Origin of the sequence: Jeotgalibacillus soli (assembly GCF_000829435.1) — a bacterium.
Lineage (GTDB): Bacteria > Bacillota > Bacilli > Bacillales > Jeotgalibacillaceae > Jeotgalibacillus > Jeotgalibacillus soli.
Genome location: NZ_JXRP01000009.1, coordinates 628,429 through 648,971 on the forward strand (window position 1 = coordinate 628,429; position 20,543 = coordinate 648,971).

The window sequence follows — 20,543 nt, forward strand, 5'->3', positions numbered from 1 at the left end:
GGAAAATATGTTAATTAATAAATATGGAATTTCAGTTGGTATGAACAGTATTATAGGGAAAAATTTGAAAATTCCACATCCTACAAGTATTGTTATCGGAGACGGGGTAGTGATAGGAGATAATGTAACACTTTACCAAAATGTAACGTTGGGAAAAAAAAAGGGAAATATTGATTCTACACGAGATTATCCAATAATAGGAAATAATGTAACTATTTTTGCTGGTGCTCAAATAATAGGAAATGTGTTAATCGGGGATGGAGCGGTAATTGGTGCAAATAGCGTTGTTTTGGAAGATGTTGAAGAAAATGGAGTATATGCAGGTATACCAGCAAAAAAGTTAAATAAATAGGATTTTAATCAGAATTATTTTTATTACAGGAGTTTTTAGATTTATTGCTTGAGACTGGCTAACTTGCTAATAACATTGAATTCTTTTCTAAACTCCCAAAAATTTTTGGATGTTTTAAGTGCTTAAAATTATTCGTATAAACAATGTCATTATAGAGGGATAGAAAATCCTGTGTACTAAACTGTTTTAATAATATTAAAACTCTATTTTTGACAATGAACTTGGACCATTTGAATATGACATATTTCGTATTTCATTAAGCAGGAGATAAGAACTCCCTTGTTATATTAAGGAAAGAAATTGAGTCCATTAATAAATTTTTAAGTCGATATAAAGTCATAGAGATTTACGATTTTTAATACAATAGTAAAGGAAGTTATGACTATGTATAATATTGCGGTAGCAGGAACAGGCTATGTCGGCTTGGTGGCAGGCGTATGTTTTGCCGAAGTTGGCCATCAAGTGACTTGTGTTGATATTGATGAAAAAAAAGTGAGCCTCATGAAGTCTGGTGTATCACCAATCTATGAAGCTGATTTAGAAGAATTGATGCAGAAGAATTATGTTGCTGGGAAAATTGATTATACAACAGATTACAAATCAGCCTATAAGGATGCAGATGCAATTTTTATCGGTGTAGGTACTCCAGAACAAACGGATGGCTCTGCCAATCTTTCATATATTGCAACCGTTGCAAGGCAAATTTCAGAAACGATAGAAAAGGATTGTTTGGTCGTTGTAAAATCTACAGTCCCAGTCGGAACAAATGACAAAGTTGAGCAGTTTATTCATGACTTTTTAGTAAATGATGTGAAAGTAGAAGTAGCCTCGAACCCGGAATTCTTGGCACAAGGTTCTGCCGTACACGATACCCTGCATGCGGAAAGGATTATTATTGGAACAGAAAGTAAGTGGGCAGAAGAATTGCTTATGAATATTTATGATCCTTTTAACTTGCCTATCGTTTCAGTAAATAGAAGATCCGCAGAAATGACTAAGTATGCATCGAATGACTTTCTTGCCCTTAAAATTTCTTACATGAATGATATTGCAAATCTTTGTGAACTTGTCGGTGCTGACGTTCAGGAAGTGGCAAAAGGGATGAGCTTTGATGAGCGCATTGGAAGCAAGTTTTTAAATGCAGGGATTGGTTTTGGCGGTTCTTGTTTTCCTAAGGATACAAAAGCACTGGATTATATTGCAAGACAGAACGGTTATGAGTTAAGAACAGTGAAAGCTGCCATTGATGTGAACAAAGATCAAAAGACTTTATTGTATAAAAAGGCTAGTAAAAGACTCATTACTTTTAACGGTCTTAAGGTAGCGGTACTGGGATTGACATTTAAACCTGGCACAGATGATTTAAGAGAAGCAGCATCTCTTGAAAATGTTCCTTTACTATTGGAGCATGGTGCAAATATTTATGCTTATGACCCTGCTGGTACAGAAAATTTTGCTAAAGTACATCCAGAAGGTAAGGATAGCAAAGGAAGTATAACGTATGTTTCAAATGTTGAGCAGGCTTTAAATGGTGCCAATGTATGCTTTATTTTTACTGAATGGGGAGAAATCAAAGCAACAAACCCTGAAATCTTTAAGGAGTTAATGAGAACGCCTTTAGTATATGATGGAAGAAATATTTACAGAGTTGAAGATATGCAAAAAGCAGGAGTGGAGTACCACTCGATCGGAAGGAAACCTGCAATTAGATCAGTTGTTAAGGAGTCGAGGAACCTTGAATTATACAACTCTTGATCCTAGTAAAACATACTTAATCACCGGAGCAGTTGGTTTTATTGGATTCTACTTATCTAAAAAATTATTAGAGCAAGGCTGCACAGTGGTAGGTATAGATAATGTCAATGATTACTATGATGTGAATCTTAAATACACACGTTTAAATCAACTAGAACACTTTGAAAAGTTTATTTTTATTAAAGGGGATATATCAGACAAGGACATAGTCATTAAGACCTTTAAAGAGTGGAAGCCCAATATTGTTGTGAATCTAGCAGCTCAAGCTGGTGTACGTTATTCAATAGAGAACCCAGATGTCTATATTCAAAGTAATATCATTGGTTTTTACAATATACTTGAAGCGTGTAGATATCATCTAGTAGATCATCTTGTGTATGCATCATCTAGTTCTGTTTATGGAGCAAATAAAAAAGTTCCTTTTGAGGAAACAGATTTTGTAGATAACCCTGTGTCGCTATATGCATCTACTAAGAAGTCAAATGAATTAATGGCACATACGTATAGCCACCTTTATAATATTCCAGCTACGGGGCTTCGATTCTTCACTGTTTATGGTCCTATGGGGCGACCGGATATGGCTTACTTTGGGTTCACGGACAAATATTTTGCTGGTGAGCCAATTAAAATATTCAATAACGGAGACTTTAAAAATGATCTTTATCGGGACTTTACTTATATAGATGATATTGTTGAAGGAATCGAGCGTTTATTAAGTAATCCACCTAAAGGTGAAGTTAAAAATAATATCTATAACATTGGAAATAATAGTCCGGAAAAGTTAATGGTATTCATTGAAACACTTGAAAAAGCATTGAGTAATGCATTAGATAAAGAAGTATTGTTTGAGAAAATATTTGAACCAATTAAAGCTGGTGATGTCCCAGCTACTTATGCTTCAACAGATTTGTTACAAAAAGCTGTTGATTTCAAACCAGAGACTTCGATAGAAAAAGGATTGCAGAAGTTTGCGGATTGGTATGTGGACTATTATGGGCAGAAGTAACTCATAGGAGCGGAGATATAACTATGAATATTTTAGTAACAGGAGGCGCCGGATATATAGGTTCACATACATGTATTGCATTATTGGAAGCAGGGCATTCAGTTATAATTGCCGATAACCTTTGTAATAGCAGGCGTGAGACCATCGAGAAAATTATAGAAATTACGGATAAAGAAGTAACTTTTTTTGAGATTGATGTAACGGATGAACAAGCTGTTGATGTTATTTTTAATAATAATAAAATAGATGGTGTTATTCATTTTGCTGGATTGAAGGCAGTAGGAGAATCAGTAGACATACCATTAACTTATTATTATAACAATATTGTTAGTACTATGGTTCTTGCAAAAGCTTGTCAGAAATATGATGTGAATCAGTTTGTCTTTAGTTCATCAGCCACAGTATATGGAGAAAATAAAGTGCCATTTATTGAAACAATGGATCTTTTACCAACAACGAATCCCTATGGTGAAACAAAAGCTATGAGTGAAAGGATTCTTACTGATTTAGCTAAAGCAAATCCAGAATTTTCAGTTGCTCTTCTAAGATATTTTAATCCAGTCGGAGCCCATGAAAGTGGCTTGATTGGTGAAGCCCCTAATGGTTTACCCAATAACCTTATGCCTTATGTTACTCAGGTTGCTAAAGGAAGACTGAAGAAACTTCACGTTTTTGGAAACGACTATCCAACATTAGATGGTACCGGTATAAGAGACTATATTCATGTCTTAGATCTAGCAGAGGGGCATGTTGCAGCGTTAGATAATCTCAAGGAAGGTGCTCATGTTTATAACTTAGGAACTGGAAAAGGCACTAGTGTCCTTGAGTTAGTAAAAGCATTTGAAGATTCTAATGGTATTGATATTCCTTATGAAATAGTAGATCGTAGACCTGGAGATATTGCTTCTTGTTATGCGGACGCTTCAAAAGCTAAGAGAGAACTTGGTTGGACTGCTAAACGAGACGTTATTACAATGTGTAGAGATGCTTGGCGATTTGAGAAAATTTATAAGGATTTAGATGAATGAATTTCATAATTTAAGTCCCTACGGGCTCAAGGCTTTTAAGCAATAAAAAAAAGGAATACCTCCCCAAAAGTTGAATTAGTTAAGTGACCAAACAAAACTACGGCTGGAGGAAGACTCCCTTATGACTATTATACGACAAGGAAGCCTATTTATACGATCTAGAACTACCCATCGTTTGAGGCAGTTTTTTCAACGATTTACATTGATCCACTCTTAGCTATTGTGTCAAAAAAGCCCTTTACGGCGCGCCTGTTCAACTTAATTACGCAGCTATGATCTACTCACTTGTCGCCAGAGATCTTGAACGTATTCCGACGATAAAGGATCTGATTAAACGACTCAAACATGACTATATGTTCCGTTTGAATTGTGGGTTCCTTCTTTCTGATGCGATTCCATCTGAAGCTTCTCACACGAGAATGCTTTCTAAAATAGCGGAATCACCTGTTCTTGAACGTGTTCAAGAAACGCTCATCCTTCAAGCGATGACGGAAGGATTTATCACAGATGATACAGTTGCCATTGATGCGACTCACATCGAAGCTCGAGATCAGGCCCCATCTAACGAAGAAAAGTCTAAGCCTGAACCCAAGAAGCGCGGCCGCAAATCAAAAGAAGAGAAGAAAAATGGCTTCAAGAACAAGCGGAACGAGAAGCGGCTCTCCCTATTTTCGAGAAAAGAATTGAAGCTCAACTTGATGCGTCTTTAGTCGAGTTACGATCCGCTGTTCCTCTTGACCCTAAGTGGGGCATCAAGGAAATAGTGTAGGAAAGAACGTTTTTGGTTTGTCTACAATGGACACTTCGCTGTCGGAACGAAAAGTCAGTACATCCTTCAGTCGCTCTTTTCCTCTGGAAACCTGAATGATGGAAAAGCTGTAATACCTTTATTAAAAGGAATTCAAGACCGTCTTTCTAAACTGAAAATTTCTTATAGTACACTTGATGCAGGTTATGATTATCCGGCTATTTACCAACAGATTTACCGAATCGGAGCGCAATCTGTTATTGCTTACAACAAGAAAAATGAATCAGAGCTAGAGGGATTTGATAAGCACTTTGCCCTAACTTGTGTCCGAGAACATTCGTATCGATACGATAGTTACGATGCGACGTACGAGACGTTAAAATATACGCGTCCAAAAGAGTGTAAAGACTGCCCATTAGCAGAAGACAAGCTATGCCAGAAGGTGTATAAAATGGAAATTACAACCGATTTGCGACGCTATACAGCCCCAGCTCGTGAGTCAAAAGCATGGAAAAACATTTACAAGCAACGTAGTGCAATAGAACGCGTCATTGTTTATTTAAAAGAATTCTTTCAGCTAAACAATGTGTGATATCGTACAGGAAAACGTGCAAAATTACATTTTGATTTGACGCATTTAGTTTATAACGCAGCGAAGCTTGCATGTGATCGTATAGCTAAATCCATTGCCAACAAGGAGAACATTCAAGTAGCTTAATTCAATTTTTAAAAACGCTAAAAGCAAGATCAAATTTTTGTAACATTAAAAAATGCCATCTTATACAGCCGTTATTCTTTTGAAGACGTTAATCAATCTTCTTCCTGTAACATTAATCGGCCGCAGCATCTAACGAATTGAATACAGGAATAATGGGTAATCGAGGAGCTTGATCTAAGAAGCTTCAATTGAATTCCAAGCTTTTTATCTCCGGCTGCAGCGACGAAGTTTAAGATATACTCATTGACAGCGCTGGGGCGAGTGTGGAGATTGGGCTGAATTTGGTGAATGGTAAGAGAATCAAAAGTTGAATACCCACTGAGCTAATGTGTTGGCTTTGTGGGTGTGTTTTTAAAATATCAAACTTATGTTCTGTTATTTGTTGAGAAGTGTTAAAAATCGGAATTTAACCCTGCATTATGGGCAGGTTTATTAGGTCAATATATAATGCAATTACTTAACCGTTCATAATGAGAAATTTCATTTCGAAATAAGGGTAAATCAAATCGTTGTTGAAGGAAACTTATTTTGTAGGTATAGGTAATCGTTTGATATGAATGAATGATAATTAATCGAAAGAGGCTATTTTATTATGTTCCAACAGCTCCACCACATAGCAATCATCTGCACTAACTACGAACACTCAAAGCACTTCTATACAAACATATTAGGCTTTACAGTCATAAACGAAGTATACAGAAAAGATCGAGATTCATATAAACTCGACCTGCAAGGTGAAGGCTTTCAACTAGAACTATTCTCTTTCCCGCAGCCACCTAAACGTGTATCCCGGCCTGAAGCGGCTGGCCTGCGTCATCTTGCTTTTCAGGTAGAGAATGTTGATCAAGTGATTGAGTATTTAACCTCCTTTTCGATTATGGTAGAGGATGTAAGAATCGATCCATTTACCGGGAAGCGATTTACTTTCTTTTCTGATCCAGATGGACTTCCAATCGAGGTGGTTGAGCGTTGAGACATACACGAGTAAACAAGCATCGCCGCGGTGTTACGTTAGGCGGTATTTTAATAAGATTGGTCCCATTTCTACTATTTTGCGCAGCGGTTCTTTATTCTTCTTCTCAAACATACGAACAGCAGACCGTTGTTCCATTGCTTGATCGACTATTATCGAGAGAATATTTCCGTGAATACCTTACATGGATTAACTTCACCTATGGAGGGGGACCCGTTAGTATAGCTACTCATGGCTATGCTGGGTTCATTGAGTTCTTTATACGAAAGCTTGCCCATGTGACGATTTTCTTCTTGATCGGTTTATTTTTAATCAGCTTTTTGAATTACATATTAAACAATCTATTTCGAGCAGCCATCACCACATTTTTCTTTGTTGTTTTATTCGCAGTAATGGATGAGTTTCATCAGCATCTCACAGGAGGGCGCACACCGCTCGTGCAGGATGTCATTTTGGACACGATTGGTGGCTTGATTGCGATTATCGGGTATAGTGTATATCGAAAGTGGCGTTTAAGAAGAAGGTAATTGATTTCTGGCAACAGTTATACATTAGGACACTAAGAGCAGAGAATAAGTTTCAGTGTTCTCTGCTCTTTTAATGAACAAAATGAAAAAGCCCCTAAATAAACGCTTCCATTCTATCCAATAAAAATCAAATCTCCTTTTAGCAGAAAATTTATTCTACCCTCATAAATAAATATAACTACAACCCTTTCTGACTATAATTATATGGCTAATATTTGAAATATAAGGTATTATTTAGTTGTAAGTTATTGAGATAAAGTGTGATGAAAACAACCTTTTAACCTAGGAATATATATTTCATATGAATACATAGATTATTTGCATTTCAAATGATATAAACCGGCATAATCCATGACTATGATCAGGTTTAAGAAGGAGAAGAGTATGAAGAGAATGCTAGTGGTACTGGTCATTTTGTTTTTGGGGAGCTCTCAGCTTTTACCGAATGGTTTAACCCAGGCGGAGGAAAATAGTGTTTCTGTACCTGAAGCAGCTGAAACAGACCGGGTAATTGTGAAGTTGAAGGATGATGCCCTCAATACGTTAAAGAATGCGGAGACGATTACGACGCTATCAGAAGACGGTAAGAGTAATGAGCTTTTAACGGTAGAGGTGCCAGAGGGCAAGAGTATTGAAGGCTTTATGAAGGAGTTAGAAGAGAAACCGAATGTAGAAAGCGTGGAGCCCGATCATATTTATCAGCTGATGTACACACCAAATGATCCTGATTTTACGCTGTATCAAACGCATCACAGAAGTATTGAAACGGCACGCGCGTGGAATAAATCAACGGGTTCCGCTGGGGTGACAGTAGCCGTGATTGATGACGGAATTGATTTAACTCATCAAGATCTGGCGGATCGAATTGTAGCACCTTTCAATATGGTGACGGGCAGTCAATATGATTTATGGCCGGGAGAACACGGCACCCATGTAGCTGGAATTATTGCAGCCTCAATGGATAACTTGACCGGGGGAGCTGGTGTAGCACCTAATGCCAATATTATGCCGATCGATGTATTTAACGGATACGATGGTGCTTATCTTTCAGATGTAATCGATGCTATTTATTATGCTGTCGATTCAGGTGCTGACATTATTAATATGAGCTTGGGAGGATATGAATACAGCAGTAATGAAAATGATGCGATTCAGTATGCTCATCAACGTGGTGTTCTTGTGGTTGCAGCTGCCGGGAATGATAACGTAAATTATCCATCCTACCCAGCGTCATACAATAACGTCATTTCAGTTGCTTCCACCACTGCATCAGATGGACGCTCCTATTTCTCTAATTTCGGGCCCTATGTGGACATAGCGGCACCAGGCTCTTCTGTTTATTCAACGCTTCCCTTTGATTGGTACGGGGAAATGAGTGGTACGTCAATGGCATCTCCAGTGGTGGCTGGGGTAGCGGCACTTGTTTTAGCGAGTGAGCCGCAATTGACGAATACCCAGCTGGCAACCCGATTGACGACCACTGCGGATGATCTTGGTGCAGCCGGCAGAGATGACTATTATGGACATGGACGTGTGAATGCTAAGAAAGCATTGAATATAAAAGATTTGCCAGTGCCAGCCGTGTCAGAGGTTTTTGATAACGATGGGGTAATAAGTGGAACTGTCTCTAGTAATTTAGCGAATGCAACCATTCGAATCAGTGATGAATGGGGGCCGTTAGCAGAAGGAACCGCTGCTGGTACTGCATTCTCTGTTCCGATTCCAGTTCAGCCGGAGGGTACAAAGATTTTTGTATCTGTAATCGATGGGTTGGGAAATAGCAGTGTCGAGAAAAAGATCACGGTGCTGTCCTTCAGCAACCCTGTCAGAACGGACCGTATTTTTGGTGCAGACCGTTACTCGACGGCTGTGGAGCTGTCTAAAACAGAATGGGTTGCGGCTCATACCGTTGTATTGGCAAGAGGCAGTGAATTCCCGGATGCATTAGCCGGAGCCCCTCTTGCCTATAAAGAAAAAGCGCCTATTTTATTAACGCGTGAAGGTGCCTTAAGCGCTCAAACAAGAGATGAAATCCTTCGATTAGGAGCAACAAAGGTTATTCTGCTGGGCGGCCCAGGTGCCATCTCGGAAAATGTCAGAGCGGAATTAGAATGGATGGACATAGAGGTTGAGCGTATTGGAGGAGCCGACCGTTATGAAACGGCCGCTTTAATTGCCAAAAAGTTAAACTCTTCAAAGGCATTCATTGCATTTGGCGGTAATTTCCCGGATGCTCTTGCGGTTGCGCCATATGCAGCGAAAAACGGCATTCCGATTTTGTTGACGCGTTCAACCGCCCTTCCGTCCTATACAACAGCTGCACTGAATGGCAAAACGAGCACCATCGTCGTTGGAAGTACAGGTGTAGTGAACAACTCGGTGTTTAACCGTCTTCCAAACCCGGTTCGATACGGGGGAGCGACTCGTTATGATACAGCAAAAGCAATCGCTGAAAACTTAAGTGCAGGGACGGACACTGCGTTAATTGCAACTGGAGAAAACTTCCCGGATGCACTGGCAGGCTCGGTCATTGCCGCAAGAAATAACGGAACGATGCTGCTCGTCCAAAATACCGTCATGCCAGCGCAAACGAAAAGCTTGATTACGCGCTATAAAGGATTCACTGTGATCGGTGGAGAAGGACTAATTGGGAACGGGATTCGTCAACAGCTGGAGGACGTCTTAAAGCCTTAACAGTTTCAATATCCAGTTTTCAGTCTGTGAAAATACGAATCTAGTAGCACATAAAATCAGTAAATCATACGAATACAAGCTGAAGGTATCACCTGTTTTAACCAGGTGATGCCTTTTTTATGTTTTCCCCCTATAAATGTTAGCTTTATGGATTAATACAGAATTAATGTAAAAATGTAAATTTTATGTTAAAATTGTTTAGTCAGTGTAAATGGGGGAGAAATCATTGAAAAAATACTATTTAACGTTGCCAGTCTTGTTAACTTATCTATTCATGAACATAATTTTATATAGTGTCATTACCATGAGTGTGACAAATGATGTAAATGCCATTATTGACTGGGCCCAAGTTCATTCAGGGGCATTCCTGCTGTTGATTACATCTGTATCGGCCGTGTTATGGCTATTGACCATCTACTTTTTAAATAAAAAGGATTGGACCGATAATCTTGTTTCCAATCAATATTATTCTGTCTATTCCTCTCTGCTATTTTCCGTATCAGTTGGTCTGCTTTCAGCCTTCATTTTTCTCCTCTATCATTTAGGTCTTGAGGTACCCGGAAATACCATCGAATGGATTCAAACGTATCCGGAGAGATACTTTTTTAGTTCCTTTATCTTGGCGCTCATTGCAGCAGGTCTTAGCTTACTAATTGGCGAGGCGTTTTTAAGTGCTGGAATCTCCTTTGTTCTTTTCTATATTTTAGCGATTGTGAATTTTTATAAGAAAAACTTTCGCAATGAACCGCTTTTTCCGAATGATTTTATACAGGTTACCCAACTAGGTGAGGTTCTTCCGATGATACGGGATTCCATCTCTATTCCAATGGTCATTTTGTCTTTCATTGGCATAGCTGTGCTCGCTGCTTTATGGTACTTACTGCCGAAAATAAAGCTTCGTTTCATTCCCAGGCTCATCATGCTTATTCCCCTGGTCTTTTTAATAAAATCCTTTTTATTCTATGAGGATACCTTTGCTGAGAAGTATTTTGATGACTATGCAGCGCTTATGCCGTGGAATCAGCTTATGAACTATCATTACAACGGTCCGGTTATTGGGATGGTGTCAAATATTAAGCTTAACGTGCTTTCACGACCAGATAACTATTCACGGAATGCGATGAAGGAAGCTGTGGAAAGAGCGCAGGAATTAGCAGCTGGTTCTGACAGCGAAGACAAGGAGGCAGTAAAGCCGAATATTGTTTTCTTTATGAATGAAACGTTTTGGGATCCAACAGAATTGGATATCACTTTTTCGGAGGATCCGTTAAAGCATACGAGGGAGCTGATGGAGAAATATCCATCAGGGTCCATTCTCAGTCCGGCGTTTGGTGGAGAAACAGCCAATGTAGAATTTGAAGCCTTAGCGAGCTATTCCATGAGCTTTTTTAATCCGGGAGGGCTGCCGTTTCCACATATTTTAGCCCAAAAAGAGTACCCAACCTTTGTTTCTTATTTGAATAATATGGGATATTATAGTGTAGCGATGCATCCAAACAATGGAATATTATATATGCGGCAGCGCGTGTATCCAAATCTGGGCTTCGAAAATTATAAATTCCTGGATGACATGATCTATACAGAAAAGGATAATAGTGACTTTGTATCGGATGATTCGGTTGTGAACGAGGTATTGGATACCCTTCGCCAATCAGACGAACCGGCTTTTATACACGCCGTAACAATTGCCAATCATCTCCCGTACCATCAAGGAAAATACGAAGGCGGGAGTACCATTGAGGTGGAAGGTGAGGGACTGTCTCCTGAAATGAAGAGTGAAATTGAGGTTTTCTCTGAAGGGATTAAGCGGTCTGATCTCGCGCTGAAACGGTTAGAGGAAGAAATTCAGCAAATGGATGAACCGACCATCGTTGTATTCTGGGGAGACCATTTGCCTGCTCTGGGTCCAAATCTTCAAGCCTATAATGAAACAGGCTTCGGTGATGAACTAAATCAGCAAAAGACAAAGGAATTTTATGAAACACCCTTGCTGTTTATTTCAAACTTTGATTTGCATATGGAAGGTGATCTTGGCACGTTTAGCCCGGTTTATCTTGCCCCAATGCTAGCAGAAGCGCTGGAATTCGATCGTCCGTTATTTTACGACTACTTGCTCGAGATGAAAAAGGAAGTTCCGGCTTTTAAAAATCTCATCTATATGAATCCAGAGGGTCAAACCGTTGATAATCTTGAAGTGCTGCCAAGGCATGTAATCCCAATCATGGAGGATTATCATAAATTCCAATTTGATATTCTTTCAGGAAGCCAATTTAGCCTTGATGAGCTTTATGAATGATGACTTGAGGGGCATGATCAAATCGTAAATTAATAACAATTCTTCATTTAATCATTTCTCTAACGGGTAAAAATAGTATAAAATAAAAACTGGATAGGTTTGTTAATACTCAAAAATTTAGGAGTGAATGTTCATGAGAGTGCGTAAAGCGATCATCCCCGCTGCCGGACTAGGGACCAGATTCCTTCCAGCGACAAAGGCGCAGCCAAAGGAAATGCTTCCAATTGTTGATAAACCAACGATTCAATACATCGTGGAAGAAGCAGTTGCTTCAGGAATAGAGGATATTATTATTGTGAGTGGTCGAGGGAAACGGGCCATTGAGGATCACTTTGATAAGTCATACGAATTAGAAGAGACGCTTGAAAAGAAAGAAAAATATGCGATCCTTGAAGAAATTAAACAAATTTCCAATTTGGCAAACATTCATTACATCCGTCAAAAAGAGCCGATGGGATTGGGCCATGCGATTGCCTGCGCAAGCAGCTTTATTGGAGATGAGCCCTTTGCGGTGCTGCTGGGGGATGATATTGTCCAATCGAAAACACCATGCCTAAAGCAGTTAATTAATGTGTACGAGCGCTATAATTCGTCTGTTGTTGGCGTTCAGCCCGTACCAGATGACGCGGTTTCCAAGTATGGAATCATTGCTCCAAAAGGACAGGAAATTGAAGATGGCGTCATTCACATTGAGAATCTGGTAGAAAAACCAAATGTGGATCAGGCTCCTTCCAATCTTGCTATTTTGGGCCGTTATGTTCTGCGACCAGAAATATTCTCCATTTTGGCCACGCTTGAGCCGGGAGCTGGCGGTGAAATCCAATTGACAGATGCACTGGTAAAATTAAATAAACAACAGGTGATCCTTGCGAAGGAATTCGAAGGAACCCGTTATGATATTGGAGATAAGCTCGGCTTTGTCCAGGCGACGGTAGATTTTGCCCTGCAGCGTGATGACTTGCGATCAGATCTGCTCGCTTATTTGGAGAATATCGTGAAAAATGAATCCATTAATAATTAATCATATAAAACGATAAAACAAGACAAGCACCTGAAGGAACAGCAGGGTGCTTGTCTTGTTTGTCATTGCCGGACTAAGTTGCAATTTCTGATAGTTGATTCTTGCTCATTTCCTGACTGTGAACTACTTGGTTTTTCCCCATTTTTTTAGCGCCATGAACAAGCGCGTGGTCTGCTTGGTGAAAGCCCTCCTCCAGAATGGTACGGCAAAGATTATGATTCCATTCCTCTATTCCTTCAATCGTATGCACCCCCATACTCAGCGTAACGGTGCTTTTAATTTCTTCGGGCACTTCATTTTGATTAAGCGTAAAGGTAAACGGTTTATTCGCAAGTGATTGGCGAATCGACTCTCCAATATGAAGTGCTTGTTTAACGGTGCATTCCTCCAGCAGGATGCTGAATTCCTCCCCGCCGGACCGGTAGACAGGCAGATCCGAAGAGTGAAGAATCTCTAAATCTCGTAATGTTTCCTGGATTCGGCATGCGGTTCCAGCCAATACTTCATCTCCAATCGAATGACCGTATTGATCATTAAATTTTTTGAAGTTGTCGATGTCCATAACAAAAAAGGATAAAGGAAAATGCTCAATAGCTTCTCTTCCTTTTTCTACGATTTCATAATAGGCACGCTGATTTTTTAATCCTGTCAGCCTGTCTGTTTCAGCCCTTTCAAGCAGCTTCTTCTCACGGTCCCAATTTGACTGAACAAGTCCCAGCGTATGAAGGAGAGGAAGGATGGCAAGGCTCATTTGTTTCGCATGGATTGTTTTTGATGGAAATAAAAGTCCGATCGTTACCGGTCTGAATGAGCCCCACTGATAATGGCGAATAAACACCGTTTGGATTTCACCCGACATTTTTCTATGTGAAAATGTTTGATAATCGGTGTGATGCACTGAAGAAGTCCATTGGATGGATGAGAAGCTTTTTGGAGGGTACTGACTCGCTTCATTCCCCATTTTTAAGTAGATCCCCTCTGTCATCAATGTCGACTGCAGCCTGTAGGCAAGTCTTCGTGTAATGGCCTCAAGCGTGTGCTGCTGTTCGATCTCGAGCACGGCTTTATAAACAATTCGTATGAACCCAAATAGTCTGAGTCTTGGAATGATTTGAGAAGAAGCATATTGTAAAGTGACAAAAACACCTGTTATTGACAGTAATAAAATTAATGGTGATGCAATTGATAACAAGGACAGGGGGATAAATAATGCCCACTGCACCAGACTTGATACAAAGGCTGATTTGAATAGGGCAAACAGATCCATTTCTTTTTTGCAAAACCATCCAGACAATTGATATGAAATTATCCATATTAGTGAGACAAAAATTAAATATGCCAGGGCTGCAAGTAATATAGACGGCTGACCTGTGCTAAAATCAATGATTTGGAAAGCGGCGGCCACAAACAGAATCACCATGCCAGCAAACAATAGCGCTGTAACACGCTGAAAGGAAGAACGCTGGTGCCGTACAAATAATAGCTGTAGAAAAGTGGCTGTAACACAGGTTAAGACAAAGGCTGGCAAGCCGTATGTAAGCAATATATAAAAAAGAATTATTGGGCCTCCGCTGTGCAAAAAGAAATCTTCTTTATAGGCAAAAAAGTACAGTATCGTTATAGAGACTGCTCCGGCTAAAAAAACCGGAATATAGATGGCAACTCCTTTCTCCATGAAGATCACAGCTGATGCAAAAAGTAGTAATAATAATAGCATGCTCGTTCTTTGTATTTGTGAATAGGGTCTCATTTCCTGAACACCTTTCATAGTAGAGTAAGTAAATAGGCCGTTTGGGTTGTAGGAAAAAAGTCATGGTATTCTTGCTATTCCCACTATGATCTAGGTGGAAACCCCTGAATGTGCTCAAATCAATTTATTTAATGACAATTTTCACTGTTTCCTGAAGGATTTCAAAAGATTTATCTTCTAAAGGTGAAAATTCGACGATTTCTCCTAATGCTCTAGACCAGGCTGTAAGTTAAAATAAGATGTAAGATTAAGAAATGAACAGAGGAGATTTACATGAATAAGGTGAGATTCATTCTATTCTTTTTATTTATGGCGATCGGACTAGCAGGGTGCAATCTGAAGGAATCTCAAATGCTGTTTGAGGATAAAGAGGCATTTAGTAGACAGACAGGCGGAGAGGTGAAGTCGGCATTTTCTGAGAGAATGGAAATGACGACAACGATTACCATTGGAGCGATTGGTGATGTACTCTTGCACGATGCTGTCTATCAATATGCAGCAACCGATACAGGCTTTAATTTTAAACCGGCATTTGAATCCGTCATGCCTTTACTCTCGTCACCAGATTTTATGATGGCGAACCAGGAATCGAATCCTGGTGGAATTGAACTCGGATTGTCATCGTATCCGGCATTTAACAGTCCGCATGAAATTGTCACTGATCTACAATATTCTGGAGTAGATATGGTAACGGCTGCAAATAATCATATAATGGACCGAGGAATTGATAGCGCAATGGCCGCGATGGATTTTTATGATGAAATTGGGATGCCCTATGTAGGTGTATATCGAGATGTGGAAGATCGACAGAATCATAGAGTGAAAGAGATTAATGGGATCAAGCTAGGTGTGCTTGCATACACGTTTAGTACAAACGGAATTCCAATTCCCTTTGGATTTGAGGAGTCGGTTGCTTTGCTGGAGCCAGAGCGAATGGTTTCAGAGATCCGTGTGCTGCGAGACAATGTAGATGTGGTAGTCGTTCACCTGCATTGGGGGAATGAGTATGAACAGCTGCCAAATCAATCACAGGTCGAATTAGCAGAAAGGCTGTCAGAAGAAGGGGTCGACATTATTTTTGGCCATCATCCTCATGTGCTTCAGCCAATCGATGAGATTGAACGTTCGGATGGAGGAAAGACTGTCGTTTTTTATTCCCTGGGAAATTTCTATTCTGGTCAAAACTTTCCGTATACAGATATTGGCGGAGTAGCAACGATTAATATTAAAAAAGTAACAAGAGGGTCTCGATCAGAGGTTTCGCTTAGCCAACCGGCCATTGAGCCGACACAGGTGATTCGTGGATCGCAGCGTGAATACCTCATCGTTCCCATGAAGGATTCTCCTGCAAGCGCAATAGAAGGGGTGTCGTATGAAGAGACAATCGAGCATATTAATCAAAATATGACACCATAAAAAGACGAATGCCGTGGGAGGCATTCGTCTTTTTATCTAGAGATTCAGCTGTTCCTTTAGAGAGGCTTGGATGGCAGCGAGCTCTTCTTCAGGTACAACATAGTAGTAAATCCCATCAATTCGTTGACCTGATCCGGTTTCAATGGAGGTTTGTTCAATATTCGATGCCGCAGCACGATATTCACCCTGAATTTCCACCATTTGATCAAACGTTAAATTCGTTTTAATATTGCTTCCCAGCGCATCAAAGATATTTCCGAAGTTCCATAGAGATGAAATGTCGGCACCTTCTTGAATAACGGCTTGAATGACTTGACGCTGACGCTCCTGTCGTCCAAAGTCGCCATTCGGATCTTCATAGCGCATACGGGAGTAGGCAAGTGCTTCCTCCCCGTCTAATGTAATCTGGCCTTCTGAGAATGAATAGCCGCCAGATTCAAAGGCAAAGCTGTTATTGACCGTGATTCCGCCAACGGAATCAACAATATCCTGGAAGCCTTCCATATTTACCTGGACATAATAATCAATTGGAATATCCAAGAAATTCTCAACGGTATCCATCGCCATTTCGACTCCGCCAAATGCGTAGGCATGGTTAATTTTATCATTCGTTCCTCGACCGACAATTTCTGTTAACGTATCACGCGGAATACTTAATAATTTGGTTGTTTGTTCAGCCGGGTTAACGGTCATCACAATAATTGTATCGGAACGGCCGGCATCGCCTTCACGCTCATCCACACCAAGCATCAGAACAGAAAAAGGATCCTGCTCGTTAAACTTAACCGCCTCTGGTCTTTTATCGGAGACTTCACGGTCAATCGGCTGATGCATACGATCCGTCGCTGAGCTCAACGATTGGAAAATACTAAAGACATACGCCCCGGCTCCAATCATGATCACCAATACTGAAAGTAACACCCATCTCAGCCATTTTCTTTTCTTTTTACGATTCGACGATCTCATCTACGCAGTCCCTCGTTTCAACATTTTGTCCTATTTAACATAGCATGAAAGACATTAAATTGGAATATCCACATGAGCTTGGTCATGAAATATCCTGAACAATGCAATCTTTATATGGAGTTTCTGTAGCAAGCTTTATGTAAATACATTTTACACAAGTTTTTGTGCAGACTGTGTGTGTCCAACTTTTATGTAGCAGTGAGTATTAAACGATTTACTCACTATAACGTTATTTTAATTCGGAAGTTGCCCCTTCTCGCATTCTAGGAAAAAGAGAAAATTGACATACCAGGTGGGAAGTAAGCAATTGTTGATTGCGGAATGTCGCCTGGGAGCAATGTACGGTGATGGAGCGGTTGTAGGTTAGGGTAACAACTAGTTTTTTGGGGTGATGAGGGTGAGGATGATAGCCAATAATATGTGATGGAAAAAACCAGATGTTTTGCTCGTGCTTGGGTGAATGAGTAGGAAAAGCGACTAGATAGGAATAGGGATCAATAATGAGAGGAATCTTATTGCGGATTGTGAGGGCTTGCTTGGCTGCATGAAGTCTTCCCTGCGCCGTGCTTCCTCCCCGCATACAGCTATCATCGAGCAAGGAATTAACGGTTTGCTTCGTATAATACGTCCCCCTCGTATCATGGATGATTGTTTCGTACTCCATATGAAAAGCGCGCTCCAAAGCCATGGTCGTCGTACCGACTGAATAATGATAATTCGTTGAATAAATCATAGTACCCCTCCATTCCTTTCTATTAGTATACTAAATCTTTCGGACTATAAAAATAATAAATTGAAATTTATGTTGAATTTACATAAAAAACATCATTTTTATATTAGGGGCTGCCGTTTACAGGCTGAACCCCTCCCGTTTTCTCTAAACAACGGTTTTGGCGTTTGATTTAAGCGAAATGACCATTCGTCAGCCGAAGTTATTCTCGGTACAGTTACGGTACTCGAGAATGATTTGGATGGCGCGTCTCCTGAGTGGAGAAAATGATGCATAATTTTGATGAAATTTTAGCTCAATACAAACCGATGATCTACCATATGATCAAAAAGCTGCATATTCAACAGGATCATGACATTTATTTTCAAGAAGGCTTGCTGGCTTTATGGAAGGCATGGGAACGCTTTGATGAAAATGAAGGCGCCTTTACGCCATTTGCCTATCAATCGATTCGCGGCGGGATGCTGACCTATATGAGAAAAGATAATCGCTACAAAGAAAAAGAAGTCATCGTCGCCGAGGAATTTTGGGAAATGAAAATGGACGGGGGAACGGATCGCACACTTGAAGAAGAATTCTTAGCTTGCTATGCAGATCATCTCTCTCTCCAGCAAAAAAAGTGGATTCTCTTTACCTTTCACTATCAGTGGACAACGGCAGAAATTGCACAGTATGAAGGAGTCAGTCAATCAGCAGTGAAGAAATGGAAAAAAGGAGCGATGGATAAGCTGAAGGCGAATAACGAGACTGCATGGTGAGAGGCTGTGCGAGGACGATTTTTTCAAAATAAAGAGAAGATCGTGTCTGCTGCACGATCTTCTCTTTATTCATTTATTGGAAGCTGTTGGTTCAACCGCTGTTCCAGATACTCGATTCCGACTTGTGTTAGCTGGTAGTGGATTTGGCCATCCTTTTTGATTTTCTCTACTTTTGGACGAGAGCGGCTCAAGGCGATTTGGACTGCTTTTGACGAATGGTTATAGGAGAAAACATCGCGCAGAATGTAGTAAACATCCTGTGCTGAAAGGCATGGATAGTCGAGTTCATTTCTGTAAATATACAGAATGCTCAGGGCTTGATCGTCAATGCGTTCCATCAGTATCGGATTCGGATTATTGTTTAAATTTAGATCCTGAATAGTGATATCCAACAATTGAAGCTGCTTCTCTGACGGTCCAGAAGAAGGGTCAAAGGAAAGTGCTGTTTCCGAGCTTATGCTGTCGTTGGGTATCTTTAAATCTGAAATATATTGAATACCGGTGCTGGTAATTTCATATGTTTTTTGCAAATCGGAAAGGCCTGATTCGATTAAAAAACCTTTCTTGACGCAAGTATGTACGCTCAAGTGGATATTGTTTGGTACATTATGCCGCGATTCGCGAAATTGCTTGCGTACGGCCTTTGCTGTAAAAGCAGGGTGGCCATGATGCTGCGTAATGTAATAAGCAATGGCCAGCGTGTACTGCCATTCTGATTGAAGGGGAAGTCCTTCAAGAAAAAGCTGAATTTCCTTTTTATCTGAAGCGGAAACGCTGTGTGCTGCTGATTCAGGAACCTTTTCATCCGCTAGTGAACGTGTTGGTGTTATTGAGGTTTGCAGCTTTTTTGGTAGAAACTTAGAAGGCTGTTGTTTTTCAAGGTCAATGACTTGATTCAATAGATTTAAGGCAATGGGTTCATGTCGATCAAGCAGGGTTTGGTCCCCTTTAACTGTATATTCAAAGTCTTTATAGCGAACGCTAAGGCTAAGTTCCACCTCACTCATAACGTTTCCTCCTTTTAATACGTGTCTTTAGTATTATTATAGTATGTATTTTTTTAATAATCAATTGTTTTGTTCTTTTTTAAGAACATTTTTACTGGACGTGTAAACCGATGATTGAGAGTCATATAGGTCTTTGGGCATTATGTGTGGGTTAATAGAGGAAAAAAGTATCGATTATTATGCTAAAACAATATACTAGCGTTTGCAAAAGTTGAATAAAGGACATATACAAAATAACAATACATAGAATGGGAGGGTTTAGGATGCAACGAGATCCAGTAGGACAGGTTTTGTTTATTGAGATTTGCAAAAAGCTTCGTGATTTAAAATGGATCGTTGATGAGCAGGATCTTCATAAAAACGGGGCGATAACAGAAGCGGTGTTCAAGCTGCCTGAGCGTATAGTTAATCAAATGAAGGACTCTGAGCTAGATAAAAAGATCGCTGCTATTCGTTATGAAGGGGAACGGGAATCTTTTGAGCGCAATGAAATGGAGGGCATTACACTTGAGTTTTTTCGAAAACCCCTGGAATCCATTAGGCTTGAAAACACTGTTGAGGAAGTCAAAGCTTTCCGAGTAAAAGACCACGAAAAATCAAACGGCAGTATTTCTTTTTTTATCGATCAAGTATTTGCTGAAAATGAAGTTCAGGAGTGGATGGACGAGCTCTTTGGGCTTTTGCAATCAGAAATGACAGAAATATACGGAGAATATACCAAGGAAATCCCCATCGTCCTACTGCCAAGCCGGCTGCAGGAGCTCCCGCTTCATGAATAGCATGCAGGGAGACTGATGT

16 protein-coding genes and 1 pseudogene are annotated in these 20,543 nt (G+C 40.1%); 13 read left to right on the plus strand and 4 right to left on the minus strand.

The window, feature by feature from the left end; all coding sequences use genetic code 11:
• Positions 1-7: 7 nt before the first annotated feature.
• From KP78_RS06040 to galU, 10 genes and pseudogenes are all read left to right on the plus strand, one after another.
• Positions 8-352 carry a serine O-acetyltransferase gene (locus KP78_RS06040; RefSeq protein ID WP_235420867.1) on the plus strand — a complete coding sequence of 115 codons (345 nt, stop codon included), beginning with the start codon at positions 8-10 and terminating at the stop codon, positions 350-352.
• A 384-nt stretch (positions 353-736) separates the two neighbouring features.
• A complete protein-coding gene (locus tag KP78_RS06045; RefSeq protein WP_041087065.1) occupies positions 737-2,107 on the plus strand; it encodes a UDP-glucose dehydrogenase family protein in 1,371 nt (456 codons plus the stop codon).
• Positions 2,088-3,113 (plus strand): NAD-dependent epimerase/dehydratase family protein, encoded by a 1,026-nt coding sequence (locus KP78_RS06050; RefSeq protein WP_041087067.1) that lies wholly within the window; start codon positions 2,088-2,090, stop codon positions 3,111-3,113. The genes KP78_RS06045 and KP78_RS06050 overlap by 20 nt, the downstream gene beginning before the upstream one ends.
• 23 nt (positions 3,114-3,136) lie before the next feature.
• Positions 3,137-4,141 (plus strand): UDP-glucose 4-epimerase GalE, encoded by a 1,005-nt coding sequence (galE, locus tag KP78_RS06055; protein ID WP_041087068.1) that lies wholly within the window; start codon positions 3,137-3,139, stop codon positions 4,139-4,141.
• Positions 4,142-4,262: 121 nt separating this feature from the next.
• Positions 4,263-5,607, plus strand: a pseudogene (locus tag KP78_RS06060) (transposase).
• Between the two features lie 592 nt (positions 5,608-6,199).
• Positions 6,200-6,580, plus strand: a complete 381-nt coding sequence (gene gloA2 / locus KP78_RS06065) for an SMU1112c/YaeR family gloxylase I-like metalloprotein (RefSeq protein ID WP_041087069.1) — start codon at positions 6,200-6,202, stop codon at positions 6,578-6,580.
• The gene (locus KP78_RS06070) at positions 6,577-7,107 is read left to right on the plus strand and encodes a VanZ family protein (protein WP_084219760.1); all 531 of its coding nucleotides are present in this window, start codon (positions 6,577-6,579) and stop codon (positions 7,105-7,107) included. The genes gloA2 and KP78_RS06070 overlap by 4 nt, the downstream gene beginning before the upstream one ends.
• Before the next feature lie 384 nt (positions 7,108-7,491).
• Positions 7,492-9,801: a S8 family serine peptidase gene (locus tag KP78_RS18530; RefSeq protein ID WP_052474639.1), complete on the plus strand. Its 2,310-nt coding sequence runs from the start codon at positions 7,492-7,494 to the stop codon at positions 9,799-9,801.
• Positions 9,802-10,027: 226 nt separating this feature from the next.
• The gene (locus KP78_RS06085) at positions 10,028-12,097 is read left to right on the plus strand and encodes an LTA synthase family protein (RefSeq protein WP_235420848.1); all 2,070 of its coding nucleotides are present in this window, start codon (positions 10,028-10,030) and stop codon (positions 12,095-12,097) included.
• Positions 12,098-12,230: 133 nt separating this feature from the next.
• Positions 12,231-13,118: a UTP--glucose-1-phosphate uridylyltransferase GalU gene (galU, locus tag KP78_RS06090; RefSeq protein ID WP_041087072.1), complete on the plus strand. Its 888-nt coding sequence runs from the start codon at positions 12,231-12,233 to the stop codon at positions 13,116-13,118.
• Positions 13,119-13,191: 73 nt separating this feature from the next.
• Here the strand turns inward: galU and KP78_RS06095 are convergent, their stop codons facing one another.
• Entirely contained in the window at positions 13,192-14,835 is a 1,644-nt protein-coding gene (locus KP78_RS06095) for a diguanylate cyclase (protein WP_235420849.1), read from the minus strand.
• Between the two features lie 306 nt (positions 14,836-15,141).
• Here KP78_RS06095 and KP78_RS06100 point away from each other — a divergent pair, with 306 nt between their 5' ends.
• Entirely contained in the window at positions 15,142-16,284 is a 1,143-nt protein-coding gene (locus KP78_RS06100; protein ID WP_041087074.1) for a CapA family protein, read from the plus strand.
• Positions 16,285-16,320: 36 nt separating this feature from the next.
• Here the strand turns inward: KP78_RS06100 and tagU are convergent, their stop codons facing one another.
• Together tagU and KP78_RS06110 are read right to left on the minus strand one after the other, a co-directional pair.
• Positions 16,321-17,250 carry a polyisoprenyl-teichoic acid--peptidoglycan teichoic acid transferase TagU gene (gene tagU / locus KP78_RS06105; RefSeq protein WP_041087076.1) on the minus strand — a complete coding sequence of 310 codons (930 nt, stop codon included), beginning with the start codon at positions 17,248-17,250 and terminating at the stop codon, positions 16,321-16,323.
• 229 nt (positions 17,251-17,479) lie between these two features.
• Positions 17,480-17,983, minus strand: a complete 504-nt coding sequence (locus tag KP78_RS06110; RefSeq protein ID WP_041087078.1) for a competence protein ComK — start codon at positions 17,981-17,983, stop codon at positions 17,480-17,482.
• Between the two features lie 263 nt (positions 17,984-18,246).
• On the opposite strand from KP78_RS06110, the gene KP78_RS06115 reads away from it, so the two are divergent.
• Positions 18,247-18,738: a sigma-70 family RNA polymerase sigma factor gene (locus KP78_RS06115; protein WP_084219766.1), complete on the plus strand. Its 492-nt coding sequence runs from the start codon at positions 18,247-18,249 to the stop codon at positions 18,736-18,738.
• A gap of 65 nt (positions 18,739-18,803) precedes the next feature.
• Here KP78_RS06115 and KP78_RS06120 read toward each other — a convergent pair whose 3' ends face one another.
• Complete coding sequence (locus KP78_RS06120) at positions 18,804-19,745, minus strand: hypothetical protein (RefSeq protein WP_041087082.1); 942 nt, start codon at positions 19,743-19,745, stop codon at positions 18,804-18,806.
• Positions 19,746-20,008: 263 nt separating this feature from the next.
• Between KP78_RS06120 and KP78_RS06125 the strand changes: the two genes are divergently transcribed.
• Positions 20,009-20,524, plus strand: a complete 516-nt coding sequence (locus KP78_RS06125) for a hypothetical protein (protein ID WP_041087084.1) — start codon at positions 20,009-20,011, stop codon at positions 20,522-20,524.
• Positions 20,525-20,543: the final 19 nt, after the last annotated feature.

Coding starts and splice junctions, on each gene's coding strand:
- KP78_RS06040 (WP_235420867.1), top strand. CDS start 8: ATGTTAATTAATAAATATGGAATTTCAGTTGGTATGAACAGTATTATA.
- KP78_RS06045 (WP_041087065.1), top strand. CDS start 737: ATGTATAATATTGCGGTAGCAGGAACAGGCTATGTCGGCTTGGTGGCA.
- galE (WP_041087068.1), top strand. CDS start 3,137: ATGAATATTTTAGTAACAGGAGGCGCCGGATATATAGGTTCACATACA.
- gloA2 (WP_041087069.1), top strand. CDS start 6,200: ATGTTCCAACAGCTCCACCACATAGCAATCATCTGCACTAACTACGAA.
- KP78_RS18530 (WP_052474639.1), top strand. CDS start 7,492: ATGAAGAGAATGCTAGTGGTACTGGTCATTTTGTTTTTGGGGAGCTCT.
- galU (WP_041087072.1), top strand. CDS start 12,231: ATGAGAGTGCGTAAAGCGATCATCCCCGCTGCCGGACTAGGGACCAGA.
- KP78_RS06095 (WP_235420849.1), bottom strand. CDS start 14,835: ATGCTATTATTATTACTACTTTTTGCATCAGCTGTGATCTTCATGGAG.
- KP78_RS06100 (WP_041087074.1), top strand. CDS start 15,142: ATGAATAAGGTGAGATTCATTCTATTCTTTTTATTTATGGCGATCGGA.
- tagU (WP_041087076.1), bottom strand. CDS start 17,250: ATGAGATCGTCGAATCGTAAAAAGAAAAGAAAATGGCTGAGATGGGTG.
- KP78_RS06110 (WP_041087078.1), bottom strand. CDS start 17,983: ATGATTTATTCAACGAATTATCATTATTCAGTCGGTACGACGACCATG.
- KP78_RS06115 (WP_084219766.1), top strand. CDS start 18,247: ATGATGCATAATTTTGATGAAATTTTAGCTCAATACAAACCGATGATC.
- KP78_RS06120 (WP_041087082.1), bottom strand. CDS start 19,745: ATGAGTGAGGTGGAACTTAGCCTTAGCGTTCGCTATAAAGACTTTGAA.
- KP78_RS06125 (WP_041087084.1), top strand. CDS start 20,009: ATGCAACGAGATCCAGTAGGACAGGTTTTGTTTATTGAGATTTGCAAA.